At 61.3% G+C, this 19,699-nt stretch carries 21 protein-coding genes and 1 pseudogene; 10 read left to right on the top strand and 12 right to left on the bottom strand.

Going from position 1 to position 19,699, the window contains the following annotated elements:
• Positions 1-11: 11 nt before the first annotated feature.
• From KI794_RS14670 to KI794_RS14645, 7 genes are all read left to right on the top strand, one after another.
• Positions 12-209 (top strand): helix-turn-helix domain-containing protein, encoded by a 198-nt coding sequence (locus KI794_RS14670; RefSeq protein ID WP_255808507.1) that lies wholly within the window; start codon positions 12-14, stop codon positions 207-209.
• An 87-nt stretch (positions 210-296) separates the two neighbouring features.
• Entirely contained in the window at positions 297-890 is a 594-nt protein-coding gene (locus KI794_RS14665) for a hypothetical protein (protein ID WP_255808506.1), read from the top strand.
• The gene (locus tag KI794_RS14660; RefSeq protein WP_255808505.1) at positions 887-1,960 is read left to right on the top strand and encodes a hypothetical protein; all 1,074 of its coding nucleotides are present in this window, start codon (positions 887-889) and stop codon (positions 1,958-1,960) included. The genes KI794_RS14665 and KI794_RS14660 overlap by 4 nt, the downstream gene beginning before the upstream one ends.
• Positions 1,961-1,985: 25 nt before the next feature.
• Positions 1,986-2,699, top strand: a complete 714-nt coding sequence (locus KI794_RS14655) for a phospholipase D-like domain-containing protein (protein WP_255808504.1) — start codon at positions 1,986-1,988, stop codon at positions 2,697-2,699.
• A 115-nt stretch (positions 2,700-2,814) separates the two neighbouring features.
• On the top strand, positions 2,815-2,868 hold the full coding sequence (locus tag KI794_RS16300; RefSeq protein WP_011113070.1) for a chloramphenicol resistance leader peptide: 54 nt from the start codon (positions 2,815-2,817) through the stop codon (positions 2,866-2,868).
• Positions 2,869-2,889: 21 nt separating this feature from the next.
• Complete coding sequence (gene cmx, locus KI794_RS14650; RefSeq protein ID WP_047217927.1) at positions 2,890-4,065, top strand: chloramphenicol efflux MFS transporter Cmx; 1,176 nt, start codon at positions 2,890-2,892, stop codon at positions 4,063-4,065.
• Entirely contained in the window at positions 4,065-5,054 is a 990-nt protein-coding gene (locus KI794_RS14645; protein ID WP_011273866.1) for an IS481-like element IS5564 family transposase, read from the top strand. Before cmx ends, KI794_RS14645 begins: the two co-directional genes overlap by 1 nt.
• A gap of 818 nt (positions 5,055-5,872) precedes the next feature.
• Here KI794_RS14645 and tet(33) read toward each other — a convergent pair.
• Positions 5,873-7,096: a tetracycline efflux MFS transporter Tet(33) gene (tet(33), locus tag KI794_RS14640; RefSeq protein WP_255809780.1), complete on the bottom strand. Its 1,224-nt coding sequence runs from the start codon at positions 7,094-7,096 to the stop codon at positions 5,873-5,875.
• 38 nt (positions 7,097-7,134) lie between these two features.
• Between tet(33) and KI794_RS14635 the strand changes: the two genes are divergently transcribed.
• The gene (locus KI794_RS14635) at positions 7,135-7,704 is read left to right on the top strand and encodes a TetR/AcrR family transcriptional regulator C-terminal domain-containing protein (RefSeq protein WP_010154754.1); all 570 of its coding nucleotides are present in this window, start codon (positions 7,135-7,137) and stop codon (positions 7,702-7,704) included.
• A 320-nt stretch (positions 7,705-8,024) separates the two neighbouring features.
• Here the strand turns inward: KI794_RS14635 and KI794_RS14630 are convergent, their stop codons facing one another.
• A complete protein-coding gene (locus KI794_RS14630) occupies positions 8,025-8,369 on the bottom strand; it encodes a hypothetical protein (protein WP_064846259.1) in 345 nt (114 codons plus the stop codon).
• On the opposite strand from KI794_RS14630, the gene mobF reads away from it, so the two are divergent.
• A complete protein-coding gene (gene mobF, locus KI794_RS14625; protein WP_182815971.1) occupies positions 8,347-10,896 on the top strand; it encodes a MobF family relaxase in 2,550 nt (849 codons plus the stop codon). The two genes, KI794_RS14630 and mobF, sit on opposite strands and share 23 nt — an antisense overlap.
• Before the next feature lie 157 nt (positions 10,897-11,053).
• Here mobF and erm read toward each other — a convergent pair whose 3' ends face one another.
• From erm to KI794_RS14570, 10 genes and pseudogenes are all read right to left on the bottom strand, one after another.
• Complete coding sequence (gene erm / locus KI794_RS14620) at positions 11,054-11,815, bottom strand: 23S ribosomal RNA methyltransferase Erm (protein WP_130108831.1); 762 nt, start codon at positions 11,813-11,815, stop codon at positions 11,054-11,056.
• A gap of 267 nt (positions 11,816-12,082) precedes the next feature.
• The gene (locus KI794_RS14615) at positions 12,083-12,376 is read right to left on the bottom strand and encodes a hypothetical protein (protein WP_255809806.1); all 294 of its coding nucleotides are present in this window, start codon (positions 12,374-12,376) and stop codon (positions 12,083-12,085) included.
• A 41-nt stretch (positions 12,377-12,417) separates the two neighbouring features.
• Positions 12,418-12,795 (bottom strand): annotated as a pseudogene (locus KI794_RS14610) (transposase family protein); the annotation flags it as partial.
• A gap of 407 nt (positions 12,796-13,202) precedes the next feature.
• Positions 13,203-13,703 (bottom strand): GNAT family N-acetyltransferase, encoded by a 501-nt coding sequence (locus KI794_RS14605; protein ID WP_000376623.1) that lies wholly within the window; start codon positions 13,701-13,703, stop codon positions 13,203-13,205.
• 127 nt (positions 13,704-13,830) lie between these two features.
• On the bottom strand, positions 13,831-14,670 hold the full coding sequence (gene sul1 / locus KI794_RS14600; RefSeq protein ID WP_000259031.1) for a sulfonamide-resistant dihydropteroate synthase Sul1: 840 nt from the start codon (positions 14,668-14,670) through the stop codon (positions 13,831-13,833).
• Positions 14,664-15,011, bottom strand: coding sequence for a quaternary ammonium compound efflux SMR transporter QacE delta 1 (locus KI794_RS14595; protein WP_000679427.1), 348 nt, complete (start codon positions 15,009-15,011; stop codon positions 14,664-14,666). Before KI794_RS14595 ends, sul1 begins: the two co-directional genes overlap by 7 nt.
• A 191-nt stretch (positions 15,012-15,202) precedes the next feature.
• Entirely contained in the window at positions 15,203-15,676 is a 474-nt protein-coding gene (dfrA1, locus tag KI794_RS14590; RefSeq protein ID WP_071846295.1) for a trimethoprim-resistant dihydrofolate reductase DfrA1, read from the bottom strand.
• 75 nt (positions 15,677-15,751) lie between these two features.
• A complete protein-coding gene (locus KI794_RS14585; RefSeq protein ID WP_001206356.1) occupies positions 15,752-16,543 on the bottom strand; it encodes an ANT(3'')-Ia family aminoglycoside nucleotidyltransferase AadA2 in 792 nt (263 codons plus the stop codon).
• A gap of 321 nt (positions 16,544-16,864) precedes the next feature.
• Complete coding sequence (locus KI794_RS14575; protein ID WP_001389365.1) at positions 16,865-17,629, bottom strand: IS6-like element IS6100 family transposase; 765 nt, start codon at positions 17,627-17,629, stop codon at positions 16,865-16,867.
• Between the two features lie 276 nt (positions 17,630-17,905).
• Positions 17,906-18,571, bottom strand: a complete 666-nt coding sequence (locus tag KI794_RS14570; protein WP_190265262.1) for a DNA-processing protein DprA — start codon at positions 18,569-18,571, stop codon at positions 17,906-17,908.
• 431 nt (positions 18,572-19,002) lie between these two features.
• On the opposite strand from KI794_RS14570, the gene KI794_RS14565 reads away from it, so the two are divergent.
• Complete coding sequence (locus KI794_RS14565) at positions 19,003-19,584, top strand: hypothetical protein (protein ID WP_255808503.1); 582 nt, start codon at positions 19,003-19,005, stop codon at positions 19,582-19,584.
• The last annotated feature ends 115 nt before the right edge of the window (positions 19,585-19,699 follow it).

Genomic DNA, 19,699 nt, shown 5'->3' with positions numbered 1-19,699 from the left:
GGAGGATCAACGTGACGGAGCCGTGGCTGTCTGCCGACGACATCGCCTCCCATCTTGGTGTCACCAAAGACACCGTCTACACCTGGATCGCCGACAAGAGTATGCCTGCCCACAAGATCGGGCGCCTCTGGAAGTTCCAAGCGAGCGAGATCGATGACTGGGTCCGCCGAGGCGGCGCAGCCGCACCGGAGGAGTCCAAGCCGTCCTGACTACGCGCCCGCCACGCCGCCACCGGCATCAATGTCGGTGGTCACGCATACCTTGATCTACTGCCCATTTTCGAAAGGAGGCACTCAATGCAGAGCTTTGTAGTCGGCCACGTGAGCGTGGACCTGCTTGACGGTGAGCACGCGATAGAGATGGTGCCCCCGAGCCAATGGCGTGGCGACAAGCTCGCACGCCCTGCAACCGCAGTTCTCGCAAACTTGAAGGCGAACGATGGCTTACGCGCTCAGGTTTCTTTGGTGCACTGGGATGACTTGGACGAGATCTCACTAGGTTTTGCGGAAGTCCTCGCGGGCCCGGTCGACTACGAGCGACTCGCGGACGCGGGTGCAATCTCCCCCAAGCTAGTCGAGGACAAACTCATCGCCCGTCTCCGGGCATTGAGATACGGTGCGAACGGTCGTGCCACAGGCGCAGCTGTCGAGTGGTCACAGATCGATGTTTGGGCTCAAGGTGACTCTCAGGCGCGCTTGCACGAGTTGGGTGCCACGCGGACGGGCGAATATGGCGTTCTGTTCCCGAGCGCTTCCAGGTTCAAGGCGGAACCAGCGCTCGAAGTTCCCACGGATGCCCCAGCCGCCCTTTTTGCGGCGTACGCCCTAACTCGGGTCATGCCAATAATGACGGGGCACGGCAAGGATGCTGCAGAAAGCGCGAATGCATGAGCGGCATCGACGTCACCATCGAACTGCCTGAGGATGAAACGCCGGGCGAACTCATCAAGGGCTATTTCACGTTGATGCGTGCCTTCGGCTGGGATCTGTACGTGACCTCACACTTCATGCTGAAAGACGAACTCGGCCCGAAATGGTTCTCCTCGCGGATTGCTGAACTCAAGCAAGCGGACCCCAAGAACTGGCGTCCCAACCACCGTTTCGAGCCGCAGGATCCCGGCGTGATCCTCCGCGACTACATCCACGAGCAAGATTCACCGTATCTGAGCGTGTTCGGCAGGCAGTTTCAGAAGCAAGCTGCCGCGAAGAAGATCCTCGCCGCGAGGAATACGTGGTTCCACTTCGGTGACGATCCGACTACCGCTCAGCTCGAAGAAGCGGCCAAGGTCGTGCGCGGATTCGTGCAGACCAGCGACATGCACATCGCCGGACGCATCGATGTGCTGATTGAGCGCCTGAGCGACCTGCGCACCGGACGCTATCCCACGGATGCCGTGGCGAGTTCGGCCGTGGCGGTTCCTGCCGTGGCCGAGCCCGAGCCGCTTGACGCACCAGAGGACTTGCCGCGACCGAGCATCGGCGGCACCTGGGTCGGCCTCATCCCGGAGCTGCGTTATCGCATGACTCGTGCGGGTGACGTAGTGCACCCCGAAACGATGGAGTCCGTGCGTTCCAGAGTTACCGGCGACTTCGCGGACAAGGTGCGCGCCTGGACTGCGGTCGAACCGCGTGGCCGCGAGTTGTGGATCGACACAGACGGGGCCGTTGGCGGGTTCATCGGCACAACGCCGCGATTGCTCGGCTATCTCGGCCCCGACCCTGAGGGCGACATCGCCCGGGGGTTCTTCACGCCGCACTTCTATGTCGTCGATGGTGACGAGATCGTCGACGTCGACTCCGGCGACCGGTTGGGATCGGATGTTGCCGCCACCATGGAGAACGGCACGTCCTTTCAGATCACAACTTACGGGGATGTCCTTGTTATCGACGGCGTACACGAGGTCGAGCGTGTCGCAATAGTCCGCCCGGACCAGTGGTTCGCTGGGCACTTGAACGCGTAGGTCGGATAGCAGGGAGTAGTAACGAATGAGCAAGATCATCGACAATGAGGACATCAGCCTTGTAGATGCACTCAATGAGGCGCTTCCGCACGCGCATGCCTTTGACGCCTGCGTTGGCTACTTCAACCTCCGTGGCTGGCGGCTCGTCCGTGAGGCGATCGGCAAGATGCAGCAGCCCAAGCCGGACGGCCGCAATCAGGTGCGACTTCTAGTTGGTATGGCAATGTCGACCGAGGAATCGGTCAGACTGTCTGTCGAAGGCAGCCCACAGCTCGTGGACATGAGTACTGCCGTCAACCGGGCGAACCAGGCAGTTCTCGACTTTGCTCGTCAGCTCACCTGGGGTGTGCCGTCAAGGGCTGAGATGGCTGGATTGCGCCAGCTTCAGAGGGACCTTGCCGACGGCCTACTCCAAGTGAAGTTCGCGGCCCGTGACCCGCTGCATGCGAAGCTATACATCACTCATGAGGCCGCTGGGATGCAGAATCGGCGCGCAATAGTTGGCTCATCAAACTTCACCGCAGCCGGACTCATCAAGCAAGGTGAACTAAGCCTGGAGGAGACCGATCAGCGGGTTGCAGACGAGCTTTCGGAGTGGTTCGACGCGCACTGGGATGATCACTTCTCAATTGACATCACTCGTGAGCTAGATGTGATGTCCAGGGACGTTGTTCTGGCCCCCGCCCGTAATGACACCGTGCCGATTCAAGAAGTATCTGTCCAGACCGCTCGCCATTGAAGGCATGTTAGAGTTTGGGGCATGTCGAGTCCCGAATCAGACAGGTCAGGGGTTGTCGGTCACACCGCCAGCCCCTTGAACCACTAGTTACGACGCCCACGATCTGTGTGGGCGTATGTCTGGCGTACCCGGGGCGCTGGCCGTGGTGACAAGAAGAACCATTTCTTGATCTCACACCTCGGAGTACTCGATGCCTTTTGCCCTCTACATGCTTGCCCTGGCGGTCTTCGTCATGGGCACTTCAGAATTCATGCTCGCGGGATTGCTCCCCGCGATCGCGACCGAACTTGACGTCTCGGTCGGCACTGCGGGCCTGCTGACCTCCGCATTCGCAGTCGGTATGGTCGTCGGCGCGCCAGTGATGGCGGCATTCGCTCGCCGTTGGCCACCGCGGCTCACATTGATCGTTTGCCTTCTCGTGTTCGCGGGAAGCCACGTCATCGGAGCGATGACACCAGTGTTCTCTCTCCTGCTCATCACCCGGGTGCTCAGCGCTCTCGCAAACGCAGGATTCCTCGCCGTAGCACTGAGCACGGCCACTACCCTCGTGCCAGCGAACCAGAAGGGGCGTGCACTGTCGATCCTGCTCTCCGGCACGACGATCGCAACCGTCGTGGGCGTCCCCGCCGGGGCACTGCTCGGCACAGCGCTGGGCTGGCGAACGACGTTCTGGGCGATCGCCATCCTCTGTATTCCCGCGGCCGTTGGAGTCATTCGTGGCGTCACGAACAATGTTGGTCGGAGCGAGACTAGCGCGACCTCACCAAGGCTCCGTGTCGAGCTCAGCCAGTTGGCGACGCCGCGGCTCATCCTGGCCATGGTACTCGGAGCGCTGATCAACGGAGGGACCTTTGCGGCATTCACCTTCCTGGCACCCATCGTGACCGAGACCGCGGGCTTGGCCGAAGCGTGGGTGTCCGTCGCGCTGGTGATGTTCGGCATCGGATCGTTCCTTGGCGTCACGATCGCAGGACGACTATCAGATCAACGACCTGGCCTCGTGCTCGCAGTCGGCGGACCGCTATTGCTGACAGGCTGGATCGTGTTGGCAGTGGTCGCATCTCATCCCGTCGCGCTTATCGTCCTCGTCCTCGTTCAGGGATTCCTGTCGTTCGGCGTCGGCAGTACTCTGATCACGCGTGTGCTGTATGCAGCATCGGGTGCGCCAACGATGGGCGGTTCGTACGCAACCGCAGCATTGAATATCGGAGCTGCAGCGGGGCCCGTGCTTGGTGCGCTCGGGCTCGCGACCGGGCTGGGGCTGCTCGCGCCGGTTTGGGTCGCTTCGGTGCTGACAGCGATCGCTCTCGTCATCATGCTTCTCACCAGACGCGCGCTTACGAAGACCGCGGCGGAGGCCAATTGATGACCCATCCGAACGCTCTTCTCACTCCTCGTGCCCGTCTCCGGTTAGCCCGGCTGATTGTCGAAGACGGCTATCCGGCCACGATCGCCGCAAAGATGTTCATGGTCTCCCCGATCACTGCCCGGAAATGGGCAGGCCGCTACCGGGAAGAGGGTGAGTTTGGGATGCAGGATCGCTCCAGCAAGCCGCACCGGATCCCAGGCAGGACGCCCGAGCATGTCAAGAAGAAGATCATCAACCTGCGCTGGCGGCTTCGACTGGGGCCAGCCCAGATCGCTGCGCGACTTGGTCTCTCGACGTCGACTGTTCACGCGGTCCTCGTCCGTTGCCGCGTGAACCGCCTCTCGCATATCGATCGTGTCACTGGCGAGCCATTGCGGCGATATGAGCATCCTCATCCGGGATCGTTGATTCATGTCGATGTCACGAAGTTCGGCAACATCCCCGACGGCGGTGGACATCGTTACGTAGGTCGGCAGCAAGGCGCACGGAACAAGCTCGCGACTCCGGGATTACCACGAGGAAAAGATCACAAGCCGCGCACCGGGACGGCGTTCGTTCACACAGTCATCGACGACCACTCCCGCGTCGCATACGCAGAAATCTGGTCGGATGAGCAGGCGAGCACAGCGGTGGGAGTTCTCGAACGCGCCGTGGCCTGGTTCGCCGAACGAGGCGTGACCGTCGAGCGAGTCCTATCCGACAACGGGTCGGCATACAGATCCCACGCATGGAGGGACTTCTGCGCTCGGCTCGGCATCCGACACAAGCGGACACGCCCCTACCGGCCGCAGACGAACGGGAAGATCGAGCGATTCCACCGCACGCTCGGGGACGGCTGGGCCTATGCCAGGTTTTACGGTTCAGAGGCCGAACGACGCCTGGCGCTGCCCGGCTGGCTCCACTTCTACAACCACCACCGACACCACTCTGCGATTGGCGGCGTACCCTTCGACCGACTCAACAACGTCCCTGGACATCACATCTAGATGGCGGTCGTCTACAGCGGCGCAATCTTTTAACCAAAGTGGACAGCGCGTCCGCGATCAGTCCCCGCTCCCCTGATCGTCGAAGGCAGTAGCGTCGTGACGGTTTCGATGCGCGTGATGATCGCGAGGGATGGCTACAAGCACCTCCTGCGCACGGTCGCGGCCAAGGACGACGACCGCGAGCCAACCCCGTAGGGCCGGCAAAGTAGTTGCGTTTCGATCGGGTAGTTTCTGCGGTTCCCAGATTACGGGCTTAAGGGTCGTTCGTGCTGTCCGCACAGGCCTCAGTCAACCTGCGTCTCGATGCAGTAGCGTCGCAGTTCTGCGATCATCGCGGTCTTGGGGGTGCTGACGAAGCGGAACGCATGGCTGAAACGGACGCGCATTCCTCCAGCCTCGAGGTAGCCGTCGCAGGAAGCGCGTCGTCCGTGGGTGACGACAGAAATGACCTCCACCCGCTCGGGAGAACGGCGGGCGCACCTCTCGGGCTGCACTGGGGCCGCTGTGTGTGGATTTCTCGATGAGCGTCCAGCTCATGTCATCGGCAAGCCACTCGGAGAGGGCCTCCAGCTCTCCCTTGGCCCGGTTCACAACGAAGTCTCCGTCAACGCACTTCCGTGAAGACTCATGGTGCTATGGCTCGATCCGATGCGCCCGGCCTTTCTCCGCGATCGGCACGCACATTTCGATGGGTCTATCAGGCTCCCAGCTGACCTGTCCTTGGTAGATGATGCCGAGTTTCCCGGTGGCGCCGTCTCGCTAGTCGGCCATGGCGAAGCAGTGTCGCCGCCGTGTTGCTCCTGCTCACGTCTCACAACTCACATCGAGTCGCCGCTCGCCCATGAGCCGAACTTCGGGGACGCTGCTGTACCACGCATGATGAGAATCACGCAGGGCACGTAGAGTGCTGCGGCGCAGAGCCAGAGGAAGCCGTCGGCGTTGATGTAAGTGAGCGCGAAGATCGTTGTGAAAGCGACCGGTCCGAAGATCGATGTGACGCTGTTGATGCTGGCGAGCACACCCTGGAGGCGCCCTTGGTGCTGTTCATCGACGCGCTGGGAGAGAAGGGTTTGCAGAGCGGGGAGGCCGATGCCACCGATCCCCAGTGCCGCCAAGATAGGCGCCATGGAAAATGCGTCAGTGACAATCGCCAGGCCTACGAGACCCAAGGCGTCGGTAACACACCCGATGATGACTGTTTTTGCCTCACCGATCCACTCCACGATGCGGCCAGTAAGGAGGGCCTGCACGAGAACCTGTACGATCCCGAAGACGGACAGGGAGATTCCAACTTCGACGGGACTCCAGTCGAGGCGGTGTTCAGTAAACAGCACCCAGGTCGCACCTGGAGCCTGCCCAATGAATTGAACAAGGCCGAATGCGACTAATAGGAAGGTAATCCCAGGCACCGCGCTGAGGCCGGGGCGACCACGATGCTGAGCGAGCGACGCAGAGCGCGCAGGGGAATCAGGACGGGTCTCGCGTAACAAGATAAAGGTGAGTGCCAGATTGCTCGCTGAGAGAAGAGCAGCGAGCAAAAACGGCAGATGTGGCGAGATGGCACCGAACAGTCCACCCATGGCTGGCCCCGCGATCATTCCGCCGCCATAGCAGGCACTGAGTAAACCGAAACGCTTGGCGCGCTGGTGGGGTGGCGTGATGTCGGCGATCACGGTGGCGGTGACCGCATTGGTCGCTCCGGTTATCCCAGCCACTGCGCGGGCGATATAGAACACCCACAGCGTGGAGGTCGTGGCGAGCACGAGATAGTCGACGGTTGCGCCGGCTAGAGAAGCGAGCAGCACCCGGCGGCGGCCGAACCGGTCCGACAGCCTTCCCAGTATGGGGGCAAAGGCGAACTGCATTATCGCGTAGAGCGCGATCAGTACACCGACGTTCAGCGGAACCGCATCAGCGGGGACGCCTGCATGGTCTAGCAGTGCGGGGAGGATCGGCATCACCAGGCCCATTCCGGCGGCATCGAGGCTGGCAGTGATGAGGACCGTGGCCAACGAGCCACGAGCGGAAGTGAGAGATGACACCTTATCAACGATAAAGTTATCGATGATAAAGTGCAAGCATGGCTCAGAAACAAGCGCGACTCGATCGTGCAGCAGTCTTGCGCGGTGCGAGGCATGTGCTCAATAACACGGGGATCGACGGTTTCACCACGCGGGCGCTGGCTGCGCATCTGCGGGTGCAGCAGCCAGCGCTCTACTGGCACTTTCGGACAAAGGGCCACCTGCTCGGATCGCTCGCAGCTGATGTGCTTGATCGCGAACACCACGCCTCACTCCCAGAGTCAGGGGAGCGCTGGGACGACTTTCTCCTGCGCAACGCGCGGAGCTTCCGGACAGCGCTTCTGGCAGTCCGGGATGGAGCACGGCTGCACGCAGAGTTTCACCGTCAAAAGAGTGACCAGATGCCAGCGGGCTCGGATGCCCCCGAAAGTCAGATCGAGTTTCTCGTGTCCGAAGGATTCGCTGAGGTCTCTGCGGTCCGAGCTCTCATGGCTATCAGCCGCTATACGGTCGGTTTCGTACTAGAAGAACAAACAGCGCTCGACAACGGATGTGAGCCTGTCGATCAAGACCTAGATTTCGAGTTCGGGTTAGTTGCAATGGTTGAAGGGCTGGCATCAAAGCGATGAGGGATGCTCGCGCTTTGGGTCTCTGCGTCAGTAAGGTCAATCCTTTCCCGCTCCCGCAGCAGCTCCTCCGCGATACTGACGTTTTGCTCATGGCTACGGAGCTCACTAACGAGCAAATCAGGGACCGTATGCATGTCGCGTCGCGATCGCGGAACGGCACATCAGCAGCATCTTCACCATGCTCGACCTTAACGAGCGCACAGGAAACAAGCGCGTCATCGCCGTCCTCGAGTACCTCAAGAACTAAGCGTCGAGTGCGTGACCGGCGCGATGACCATAGGTAACGGCGGTTTAGCATCGGTGCCGCATCTTGACACGACTCAATCCGCGACAGCTAACCTCCGCATATGGAGTTCGACGGAATGGAGATCCCCGACGATATCGAGGTCACGGTCTGGGGGAGCAACGAGCACCGGCTCTGTAACGTCTGCCGCGCAGAATGCGACCCCGAGCCGAGCGGCGCCGACGGGTACGGCGTGTGAATCGTCTACGTCTGCCGCGACCACGGAGTCCAATCCGTCGTGGACCCATTCGAGCATCTCCGTTGAAGCGCGCTCTTCGCTATCTCCCTGCATTGACGCAAACATCGCGCTCTCCGCCTTCCGAGGGTAGATCCCAAGATCTGCGGCGCACCTGCCCAGTGTGACGATCTCGATCAGGGTCATGACCGCTGGGGACGGGTACCGGTACCTGCTGAACGCAGTTGTCGCTGGCGACGGGGATCGCGATGCGTCGTCAGCGCTGACAAGGTACTACCTTGAAGCAGGAACGCCTCCCGGCATCTGGCTCGGGGCCGGCCTCCCAGGACTCGCCGGAGAGATCGCCGTCGGTGCCTCGGTGAGCGAGGAGCAGTTACGGCGCCTCATGGGGCACGGGCAGGATCCGAACAGCGGCGAGCAACTGGGGCGTCCGTACCGAAAGTTTGCCACCGCGGGCGAGCGGACGCAGCGCCGCCTCGATCAGCTCCCGAAGTCCCTTACCGCAGGTGAGCGTACCGCGCAGCAAGCGCTGATCGAGGCGGAGGAAGCACAGAAGCCAACGAATGCGCCGGTCGCAGGGTTCGATCTCACGTTCTCGGTCCCGAAGTCCGTCTCGACCCTCTGGGCAGTTGCCGACGGCGGCACGCAAGCACTCATTGCCCAAGCTCACCACGCAGCGATCCGAGACATGATCGCCCTACTCGAGCGCGACGTCGCGATGACCAGGGTCGGCGCGAAAGGGGCGCGTGGCGCCGTCGCGCAAGTCGACGTGCGGGGTGTGATTGCGACTGCCTACGATCATTACGATTCTCGGGCCGCGGATCCACAACTCCACACGCACATTGTCGTCGCCAACCGCGTGCAAGCAGCTCATGACGGGAAGTGGCGCACGCTCGATTCTCGCGCTATCCACGCCGCCGTCACCGGCCTATCGGAGCATTACAACGCGGTCCTCTCGGACCATCTCACTCAGATCCTCGGCGTCGGGTGGGAAGCCCGTGAGCGCGGTGCGGGGCGCTCCACGGCGTGGGAGATCGTTGGCGTGCCGCAGGAGCTGATGGACGAGTTCTCTTCCCGTACTCGCGATATCGAGCAGGTCAAAGACCGGCTGGTCGACGACTACGTCTCGAAGCACGGGAGGCAGCCGTCCCCGAAGCTGGTGTGGCAGTTCCGGCAGCAGGCCACGCTCGAGACTCGGCCCCCGAAGCAGCAGCACTCTCTCAGCGATCTCACCTCCCAGTGGCGAGAACGCGCGACCGCGTTGCTGGGTGAGGACGCGCCAACCTGGGCGTCGGCACTGCTCGCCGGTAGTGAGCACGAACCGTTGCTGCGGGCAGACGATATCCCGTTGGAGGATCTCGAGGAGGTCGCCGAGGTCGTGGTGCAGCAGGTCGGTGACCGGCGAGCGACGTGGAAACGGTGGAACCTCCACGCGGAGGCCGTGCGACAGACGATGGCTCTCCGCTTCGCGTCCGCGAACGACCGGGACGTCATCACCCAGCAGATCGTCGATGCCGCAGAACGGGTCTCGCTGCGCCTCACTCCGCCCGAGCTCGCGAAGAGCCCCTCGCTGTTTCGTCGCGCGGACGGGTCGAGCGTGTTCCGACCCAAAGCCGGAACGGTGTTCTCCTCCGAGCAGGTGCTCGCGGCAGAAGACCGACTCCTTGGCGCGTCGAATGATCGGTCGGCGCCGACCGTACCGCTGGCATGGATCGAGGACGCTGCCAGAACGAAGAACCGCGACGGGCACACCCTGTCGGTGGACCAGGAGCAGGCGATCGCGAAGATCGGCGTCTCCGGCCGCGTCCTCGACGTACTCGTCGGCCCCGCAGGGACTGGGAAGACCACAACGATGCGTGCCCTGCGCCGAGCCTGGGAGCGACGCTACGGGCCAGGCTCGGTGACCGGGCTCGCGCCCTCGGCCGCTGCCGCCGACGTCCTCGCCGGGGATCTGGAGATCGGGACGGAGAACACGGCGAAGTGGCTGCATGAGCATCGCCTCGGGAAATGGAACCTCACGCGCGGACAGCTCGTCATCATCGACGAAGCCTCCTTGGGTGGCACGTTCGCGCTCGATGCCATCACCAGTCACGCCCAGCAGGTCGGCGCGAAAGTGCTGCTCGTGGGCGATTGGGCGCAACTCGCAGCGGTGGACGCGGGCGGCGCGTTCGGGATGCTCGTGCGTGACCGCGGCGACGCCCCGGAACTGGTCGATGTGCGTCGCTTCCGAAACGACTGGGAGAAGCAGGCGTCCCTGCAGTTGCGGATCGGCGACACCGACGTCATCGATACCTACATTGCGCACCAGCGCGTCACGCCGGGCGGATATGACGAGATTCTCGAAGCCGCCTACCAAGCCTGGCGCACAGACCTCGCAGCGGGAAAGAGCACGGTGCTGATCGCGGAAACCCTCGACACGGTCTCTGCGCTCAACACCCGCGCCCGCACCGACCGAATCCTCCAGGGCGACGTCGCTGTGGACGGCGTCAAACTCCATGACGGCAACGAAGTTTCCCGCGGAGATCTCATCATCACCCGCGAGAACAATCGGCGCCTCTCGCTCGGGCGAAGCTGGGTGAAAAACGGCGACCGCTGGCACGTCGCCCATGCGAACGACGACGGATCCCTCACCGTGCGGCGGGCAGGATCGAAGCGGCGCACCACGATCACGCTGCCCGTGAGCTACGTCGCCGAGCACGTCGACCTCGGCTAGCCGAGGTTCCCCAAACACACTCACCTGTGAACGTGCGCGTGCGCGCGGTTCTATTCTACCGGTCGCCGTGAGGACGCTCACGCGACCGACTCGTCATCGCGGGCCGAGAGACCACGAATCGCGAAAGTTGTGTCGTGCATGGTGGCTCTGGGGGTGGCTACTCAGGTATCGCGTTCCAGATTCCGGCCCACTGCTCCGGTGTCAGGTCCCTCGGCAGTGCGCGTGTATCGACGCCGCACTGCCTCAGGAGTTGCCGGGCTCGGCCGGGGTCGATGTGGCTCGCGTTCGCGATGACACGGTCGAGGGTTCTGCCTCGGCCGGTGAATACCGCGCGTACGAACTGTTGGTACCGGGTGCGCTGCGAGCCGGGAATCAGCGGATCTTTGCGCCTGCTGATCTGGATGATGCCGCCATCGACGCTGGGGCGTGGTCGGAAACCCCAGGAGGGAACCCGGCCGTGGAGGTCGAAGGTGAACCAGGGCGCGGTTTGTGCGGTCAACATGGTGGAGCCACCGATCCCGCAGCGTTTGCGGGCGACCTCCCATTGCGTAAGGAGCACCGCCTGAGTCCAGGTGCCGACGCGGAGAAGTCGGCGCAGGATCGGGGTGGTGAGATGGAAGGGGATGTTCCCCACGATCACGGGGTGGTCGAGAGGGACGGTGAGCGCGTCGGCGTGATTGATTTTCACATCCGGCAGCGCGCGGCGGAGGCCAGCGATCCGGTGCTCATCGAGGTCAATCGCGGTCACCGGCCTGCCGAGCTGGGCGAGAGGTCTCGTGAGTGCGCCGTCTCCAGCGCCAAGTTCGAGTATCGGCCCTTTCGTCGCGGTGACTAGAGCGGTGATCTTGCTGATTGTGGGTGTGTGGATGAGGAAGTTTTGGCCGAGTTCGTGGCGGCCACCGTGGGATGAACGAGGCATGTTCGCGCTCCAAGAAAGAAAGGATGGAACGCCTCGGAAACAGGGCAGAGCGCAGACGGAGAAAATGGATGCGCAAAATCGCCGTTCCGAGACGCGAATGGTCTCTCGGATGGACGACGCGCGAAGCGTTCAGCGAGGCGCGCCGTCAGGCGCGGCGGTCGCGAACAGCAAGCGTGTGCGTCACAGCGAACACGCAAATCAAGTTACCCATGCCGATCATCTTACCCGATCGCAGCACAGAGTTCATCGGAGCAGCAAACCCGGGAATCACAGGCCGCGTGCTGGCCCGTCACGACCTGGGTCGCTGCCGGGGGTGGTGCGCTGGAACGGGTTGAGTTGCCGCTCTCGCTGCTCCAACAGCCGTCGTGTCTGTTCCTGCTCGGCCCGCTTGGCTGCAATGATTCGTGCAGCGTCGTTGACTGAGAGGTTGCGGAGTTCGTCGGCTTCGGCGCGCGCCAATGTTGCTCGCGTGAGGGCGTCTCGGGCGGCACGCTGTGGGTTGACGGTGCGCATTCCGAACTGATCGCTGCGTGCTTGCTCGGTTCCAATTTCACGAGCCAACAATGCGAACCGTTCTTGCTTGTGTCGCCGCGAGGTTTTTCCTCGGTCGCCGCGCTCTTCGACGTCACCGTTGCCAGCCACGCGGTCTGGTCATCGAAGAACCTGGTGTGCCCAGCCCCATGACGAGCCCAGGGCACCTGCGCAACCGTGACCCCATGCTCAGCGCAGCGAACCCTGGGGGCTTCGGCCTCGAGATACGTTGGCACTGTTCCAAGATCGAGAGCCCTCCAGCGTCTGCGCCCCTCACCCTGGTCGTAGCGGCCAGCGACCGCGCCGCATCTCCCGCAGCGGGGTTTCAATCTCTTCGAGGGGCGTACGTGAGCGGTCACGATGCCCGCATCATCGTCATACTCGATGGTCTCGATCACGGTCGTCTGCTCGACTCCGAGCACACGCCGCCATAGGGTAGTTTCTTGCACGCCGTTCTCTGGGTTCGGTTTTGGAGATTCAACACCTCAGAACCTAGACCAGGAACGGCGTGTCCTGCTCTCAGCACGCTCAACCCACCCACGGATCAGTCACAAGAGCCGGAAATGGCGCCACTTGAAATCCGTCATCGTTCCGTCCGTCCAATCTCCGCCAAGCATGCTCAAGCTTCACGATTTTTGCAACAGAGCCTCACATCACCCTGGAAATGGCGCCACTTGAAATCCGTCATCGTTCCGTCCGTCCAATCTCCGCCAAGCATGCTCAAGCTTCACGATTTTTGCAACAGAGCCATATCGACAACCTCTCGCGCAACCAAGACATCGCGGTCGGACTGCAAGTGATCTTGAAGCCACGGGCCCGTCCCACCCCGACATGGACCTCGATGCCCGAACGGACGTTAGATTTCGAGTTCTAGGCGTTCTGCGATGAAGGTTGGATCCCAGCCGGGATTGAAAGTGTCGACGTGGGTGAATCCGAGCCGCTCGTATAGGCCACGCAGGTTCGGGTGGCAGTCGAGCCGCAGCTTGGCGCACCCCTGCGTTCGCGCGGCATGGCGGCAAGCCTCGATCAGCGCGGAGCTGACACCCCGGCCCGCATGTGTCCGTCGCACCGCGAGCTTGTGCAGATATGCGGCCTCCCCCTTGAGGGCGTCGGGCCAGAACTCGGGATCCTCGGCCGACAAGGTGCAACAGCCGACGATGCCGTCGCTGCAACTCGCGACTAGGAGCTCGGATCTCAGGACGAAGGTCTCCGCGAATGTCCGGTCGATCCGCGCGACGTCCCAGGCGGGCGTTCCCTTGGCGGACATCCACGCCGCAGCGTCGTGCATCAGCCGCACAACCTCGTCGATATCACCCGAGCAGGCGACCCGAACGTTCGGAGGCTCCTCGCTGTCCATTCGCTCCCCTGGCGCGGTATGAACCGCCGCCTCATAGTGCAGTTTGATCCTGACGAGCCCAGCATGTCTGCGCCCACCTTCGCGGAACCTGACCAGGGTCCGCTAGCGGGCGGCCGGAAGGTGAATGCTAGGCATGATCTAACCCTCGGTCTCTGGCGTCGCGACTGCGAAATTTCGCGAGGGTTTCCGAGAAGGTGATTGCGCTTCGCAGATCTCCAGGCGCGTGGGTGCGGACGTAGTCAGCGCCATTGCCGATCGCGTGAAGTTCCGCCGCAAGGCTCGCTGGACCCAGATCCTTTACAGGAAGGCCAACGGTGGCGCCCAAGAAGGATTTCCGCGACACCGAGACCAATAGCGGAAGCCCCAACGCCGACTTCAGCTTTTGAAGGTTCGACAGCACGTGCAGCGATGTTTCCGGTGCGGGGCTCAAGAAAAATCCCATCCCCGGATCGAGGATGAGCCGGTCGGCAGCGACCCCGCTCCGTCGCAAGGCGGAAACCCGCGCCTCGAAGAACCGCACAATCTCGTCGAGCGCGTCTTCGGGTCGAAGGTGACCGGTGCGGGTGGCGATGCCATCCCGCTGCGCTGAGTGCATAACCACCAGCCTGCAGTCCGCCTCAGCAATATCGGGATAGAGCGCAGGGTCAGGAAATCCTTGGATATCGTTCAGGTAGCCCACGCCGCGCTTGAGCGCATAGCGCTGGGTTTCCGGTTGGAAGCTGTCGATTGAAACACGGTGCATCTGATCGGACAGGGCGTCTAAGAGCGGCGCAATACGTCTGATCTCATCGGCCGGCGATACAGGCCTCGCGTCCGGATGGCTGGCGGCCGGTCCGACATCCACGACGTCTGATCCGACTCGCAGCATTTCGATCGCCGCGGTGACAGCGCCGGCGGGGTCTAGCCGCCGGCTCTCATCGAAGAAGGAGTCCTCGGTGAGATTCAGAATGCCGAACACCGTCACCATGGCGTCGGCCTCCGCAGCGACTTCCACGATGGGGATCGGGCGAGCAAAAAGGCAGCAATTATGAGCCCCATACCTACAAAGCCCCACGCATCAAGCTTTTGCCCATGAAGCAACCAGGCAATGGCTGTAATTATGACGACGCCGAGTCCCGACCAGACTGCATAAGCAACACCGACAGGGATGGATTTCAGAACCAGAGAAAGAAAATAAAATGCGATGCCATAACCGATTATGACAACGGCGGAAGGGGCAAGCTTAGTAAAGCCCTCGCTAGATTTTAATGCGGATGTTGCGATTACTTCGCCAACTATTGCGATAACAAGAAAAAGCCAGCCTTTCATGATATATCTCCCAATTTGTGTAGGGCTTATTATGCACGCTTAAAAATAATAAAAGCAGACTTGACCTGATAGTTTGGCTGTGAGCAATTATGTGCTTAGTGCATCTAACGCCTGGCACAGCGGATCGCAAACCTGGCGCGGCTTTTGGTACAAAAGGCGTGACAGGTTTGCGAATCCGTTGCTGCCACTTGTTAACCCTTTTTCCAGATTTGGTAACTATAATTTATGTTAGAGGCGAAGTCTTGGGTAAAAACTGGCCTAAAATTGCTGGGGATTTCAGGAAAGTAAACATCACCTTCCGGCTCGATGTCTATTGTAGATATATGTAGTGTATCTACTTGATCGATCAGGCTTTTGTATATCTCCCCACCACCTGAAACAATGACATGATCCGTTATTTTCTTTAGGTTGGTTAAAGCATCTTTAATTGATGGAAAGATCAATACGTTCTCATTGTCAGATGTAAAACTTGAACGTGTTACGACCGCATACTTTCGGTTGGGTAATGCTCCCATTGATTCAAAAGTCTTGCGTCCAACCAACAGCCATTGGTTATAGGTAATAGCTTTAAACAGGAGCTGTTCACCTTTGGCACTCCATGGAATATCAGGGCCATTCCCGATAACTCCATTCTTCGATATAGCTACCATTAGTGATAGTTTCACAATTCTTCCTCAGAGGTTAACGCCGGAGTTAAGCCGCCGCGCGTAGCGCGGTCGGCTTGAACGAATTGTTAGACATCATTTACCAACTGACTTGATGATCTCGCCTTTCACAAAGCGAATAAATTCTTCCAAGTGATCTGCGCGTGAGGCCAAGTGATCTTCTTTTTGTCCCAGATAAGCTTGCTTAGCTTCAAGTAAGACGGGCTGATACTGGGCAGGTAGGCGTTTTATTGCCCAGTCGGCAGCGACATCCTTCGGCGCGATTTTGCCGGTTATTGCGCTGTACCAAATGCGGGACAACGTAAGCACTACATTTCGCTCATCGCCGGCCCAGTCGGGCTGCGAGTTCCATAGCTTCAAGGTTTCCCTCAGCGCCTCGAATAGATCCTGTTCAGGAACCGGGTCAAAGAATTCCTCCGCTGCCGGACCTACCAAGGCAACGCTATGTTCTCTTGCTTTTGTAAGCAGGATAGCTAGATCAATGTCGATCATGGCTGGCTCGAAGATACCCGCAAGAATGTCATTGCGCTGCCATTCTCCAAATTGCAGCTCGCGCTTAGCCGGATAACGCCACGGGATGATGTCGTCATGCACGACAAGGGTGACTTCTATAGCGCGGAGCGTCTCGCTCTCGCCAGGGAAAGCCGAAGCCTCCATAAGGTCATTGAGCAATGCTCGCCGCGTCGTTTCATCAAGCTTTACGGCCACAGTAACCAACAAATCAATATCGCTGTATGGCTTCAGGCCGCCATCCACTGCGGAGCCGTACAAATGCACGGCCAGCAACGTTGATTCCAGATGGCGCTCAATGACGCTTAGCACCTCTGATAGTTGGTTCGAAATTTCGATGGTCACCGCTTCCCTCATGATGTCTAACTTTGTTTTAGGGCGACTGCCCTGCTGCGTAACATCGTTGCTGCTCCATAACATCAAACATCGACCCACGGCGTAACGCGCTTGCTGCTTGGATGCCCGAGGCATAGACTGTACAAAAAAACAGTCATAACAAGCCATGAAAACCGCCACTGCGCCGTTACCACCGCTGCGTTCGGTCAAGGTTCTGGACCAGTTGCGTGAGCGCATACGCTACTTGCATTATAGCTTACGAACCGAACAGGCTTATGTCCACTGGGTGGCTCTGTTGCAAAGATTGGCGGCAGTCAGAGGTAGGCTGTCGCTCTGCGCCGATCAGGCGGCTGCTGCGAAATGGTGGTTGAGCATGCCCATGGCCTCCGTCAGCGCCGAGGGCCCAATGCCAAAAGCTCTCTCCACAAGGCGCACCTCGCCCCTGATGCCGGGCTGCAGGCACCAGGGGCGAGCCTGTCCTTTGCGCAGGGCTCGCATGACTTCGAATCCCTTGATCGTGGCATAGGCCGTGGGGATCGATTTGAAACCGCGCACCGGCTTGATCAGTATCTTGAGCTTTCCGTGATCGGCCTCGATCACGTTATTGAGATACTTCACCTGCCGGTGGGCCGTCTCCCGGTCCAGCTTTCCTTCGCGCTTCAATTCGGTGATCGCTGCACCATAGCTCGGCGCTTTGTCGGTATTGAGCGTGGCAGGCTTTTCCCAGTGCTTCAGGCCTCGCAGGGCCTTGCCCAGGAACCGCTTCGCTGCCTTGGCGCTGCGGGTCGGCGACAGGTAGAAATCGATCGTGTCGCCCCGCTTGTCGACTGCCCGGTACAGGTAGGTCCACTTGCCCCGCACCTTGACGTAGGTTTCATCCAGGCGCCAGCTCGGATCAAAGCCACGCCGCCAGAACCAGCGCAGCCGCTTCTCCATCTCCGGGGCGTAGCACTGGACCCAGCGATAGATCGTCGTATGGTCGACCGAAATGCCGCGTTCCGCCAGCATTTCCTCAAGGTCGCGATAGCTGATCGGATAGCGACAATACCAGCGCACCGCCCACAGGATCACATCACCCTGGAAATGGCGCCACTTGAAATCCGTCATCGTTCCGTCCGTCCAATCTCCGCCAAGCATGCTCAAGCTTCACGATTTTTGCAACAGAGCCTGTCTGCGTAACCGGCTCAAACGCGTCCACGCACAGCCCCGGGCGCCTTACCGCTGCTCGACATCGTGTACGGAGAGGCATCTGCGCAGGTCAGAGCCCTCGCCAGACGTCTCGCAGCACCATGTCGCCCGGGGGACCGTGGTGATTCATCTGATGCAATACGCAGACTAGCTGCGGCCCTAATAGGTCTTATCGGCCTATTAGGGCTTGCCTGGTCACGGGATGAGCTGGCGCACCTGCTTGGGGGTGGCTGCGAGTCGAGCTACGCCGTCGCTGATGAGCTGGTGTGATCCTGCGCTGGCGGCGCTGGTGATCGGGCCGGGGATCGCTGCGACGTTGCGGCCTGCGGCGTGTGCGATGCGTGCACCGAGCAGTGCGCCACTGCGCGCGCCTGCCTCGGTGATGAGCGTTGTTCCTGCGGCGAGGGCTGCCAGGCGCGAGCGCTCAATGAACCGGAATCGGGTGGGTGCTGCGCCCGGTTCAACTGCGGTGAGCAGCAGCGTGTTCGGTGCGGCCTCGATGGTGTCGATGAGCTGCCGGTGAGCCTCGGGGTAGGGTCGGCCGTGGCCGGATGCCTGCCAGATTATGAGTCGGTCGCCCTGGGCGAGCGCTGCGCGGGCGGCGGCCGCGTTGATGCCGTAGGCGGTGCCCGTCATGGTGACGTAATCGCGTGCGAGGTCAGCGACGAACTCGGCCGTGATCTGCGTGCCGTAGGCGGTGCTGGCGCGCGATCCGTCGATGTTCACGGTCTGGTCGAGCTGGTCGAGCAGCGACAGGTCGCCGCGTGCCCAAATGCGCGTTGGGGCGGTGGTGCCGATAGCGCTCAGTCGGCCGAAGAATGCCGGGTGCGAATGGGCGGTAAGCGTTGCCAGATCAGACATGGTGTGCTCCTTCCGAGCGGGTCGGGGTAGTTCCCCTTATCCCTCACGTTTTTTGCCGTGAAGGCACGAATGTGCCGCGCAGAGAGCGCAGCCGGAGTGCAAGTGACCGTGGAATACCGGAGCGAGCGCAGCGAGCGAGGATATGCCGCGAAAGCACTTGCGCGGAGGTGGAGCGAACGTATGCTGCCGAAGGCTTCACGGCTAAAAATGCGAAGCGTTCAAACACTGCGGCCGCGCTGCGGCCGTCACCTGGTGCAGCTCTTCGAGCTGCACTGCTTTCGGGGTCGCGGTGTGACCCTCGTGTTACTGCTTAGCTGTCCTCACTGTGTGCAGGCCAGCCCCGCAATAGCTGGGCTGTGCACATTGTGGGCAGGTAAGTCTCTGCGTCGGTGTCCACATGCTGCCGCCTGCTCCGTCAGGGGGCGGCCTGTGTGTCATCCGACAAAGCGAACAGTGGTATTGCGGTCGGTTCGCTCACGATAGGGCTGCCGCGCTCCGCTGCGCTGCGCTTTGCCTTCGAGGGAATCTGGTTGCGTCTCGTCGTGGGAACCGGGGAGCGGCATTGTCGCAATCGGCTTGGCACCGAGTATGTCCATGATGAGGCGTTCGGCATCGGATACGGGCACGGGTCGGGGTCGAGCTGGGGGAGTAGTGCCGGTGATGATGCAGCGGGCGGCGCGATAGTCGGCGCGGCCGTTAGCAGTACGAGGGTGGATCGGGTGAGGGGCTGGGCCAAGGTCAGGCACGAGCACGAGCTGACCTGGTGCGGGGCGCTTCGGGCGTTCAGCTCGGGGCGTGTTCATCCAGTCCAGCTCGGCGCACCACCAAGCCCACAGTTCGCGCTCGACGGCGTAGCGCTCGGCGCGAGCTGCCAGGCGTCCAGTTACGCCACGGGCGTCGGCCGCTGCGTCGCGGCGGTCGGCGGCGGGCTTGCGCCAGCCGTCACGACTGAGCAGCAGCACGTCGGCTTCGATGAGTCGGGTAAGTGTCTGTACCGTGTGAGCTGCGTCTGATCCGGTGAGCTGGGCGAGTTCTCCGAGTGAGAGAGGATCGTGAGTGCAGCGTGCATAGACGTTCCCAGCGTGCAGCCCTAGTTGTGATGTCCAGGGACGTTGTTCTGGCCCCCGC

The organism is Leucobacter aridicollis, assembly GCF_024399335.1.
Taxonomy (GTDB): Bacteria; Actinomycetota; Actinomycetes; order Actinomycetales; family Microbacteriaceae; genus Leucobacter; species Leucobacter aridicollis_A.
Note: the sequence above shows the minus strand (reverse complement) of the source record. Positions and strands in the feature narration are given on the sequence as shown.

Bases quoted from the DNA above. Each gene is read 5' to 3' on its own strand.
- KI794_RS14635 (WP_010154754.1), top strand. From the start codon at position 7,135: ATGGCTCAGAAACAAGCGCGACTCGATCGTGCAGCAGTCTTGCGCGGT.
- erm (WP_130108831.1), bottom strand. From the start codon at position 11,815: ATGCCTCGTTCATCCCACGGTGGCCGCCACGAACTCGGCCAAAACTTC.
- KI794_RS14585 (WP_001206356.1), bottom strand. From the start codon at position 16,543: ATGAGGGAAGCGGTGACCATCGAAATTTCGAACCAACTATCAGAGGTG.
- KI794_RS14645 (WP_011273866.1), top strand. From the start codon at position 4,065: ATGACCCATCCGAACGCTCTTCTCACTCCTCGTGCCCGTCTCCGGTTA.
- KI794_RS14575 (WP_001389365.1), bottom strand. From the start codon at position 17,629: ATGACGGATTTCAAGTGGCGCCATTTCCAGGGTGATGTGATCCTGTGG.
- KI794_RS14665 (WP_255808506.1), top strand. From the start codon at position 297: ATGCAGAGCTTTGTAGTCGGCCACGTGAGCGTGGACCTGCTTGACGGT.
- KI794_RS14660 (WP_255808505.1), top strand. From the start codon at position 887: ATGAGCGGCATCGACGTCACCATCGAACTGCCTGAGGATGAAACGCCG.
- KI794_RS14570 (WP_190265262.1), bottom strand. From the start codon at position 18,571: ATGTCTGATCTGGCAACGCTTACCGCCCATTCGCACCCGGCATTCTTC.
- KI794_RS14605 (WP_000376623.1), bottom strand. From the start codon at position 13,703: ATGGACAGCGAGGAGCCTCCGAACGTTCGGGTCGCCTGCTCGGGTGAT.
- KI794_RS14655 (WP_255808504.1), top strand. From the start codon at position 1,986: ATGAGCAAGATCATCGACAATGAGGACATCAGCCTTGTAGATGCACTC.
- cmx (WP_047217927.1), top strand. From the start codon at position 2,890: ATGCCTTTTGCCCTCTACATGCTTGCCCTGGCGGTCTTCGTCATGGGC.
- sul1 (WP_000259031.1), bottom strand. From the start codon at position 14,670: ATGGTGACGGTGTTCGGCATTCTGAATCTCACCGAGGACTCCTTCTTC.
- KI794_RS14630 (WP_064846259.1), bottom strand. From the start codon at position 8,369: ATGACCCTGATCGAGATCGTCACACTGGGCAGGTGCGCCGCAGATCTT.
- KI794_RS14595 (WP_000679427.1), bottom strand. From the start codon at position 15,011: ATGAAAGGCTGGCTTTTTCTTGTTATCGCAATAGTTGGCGAAGTAATC.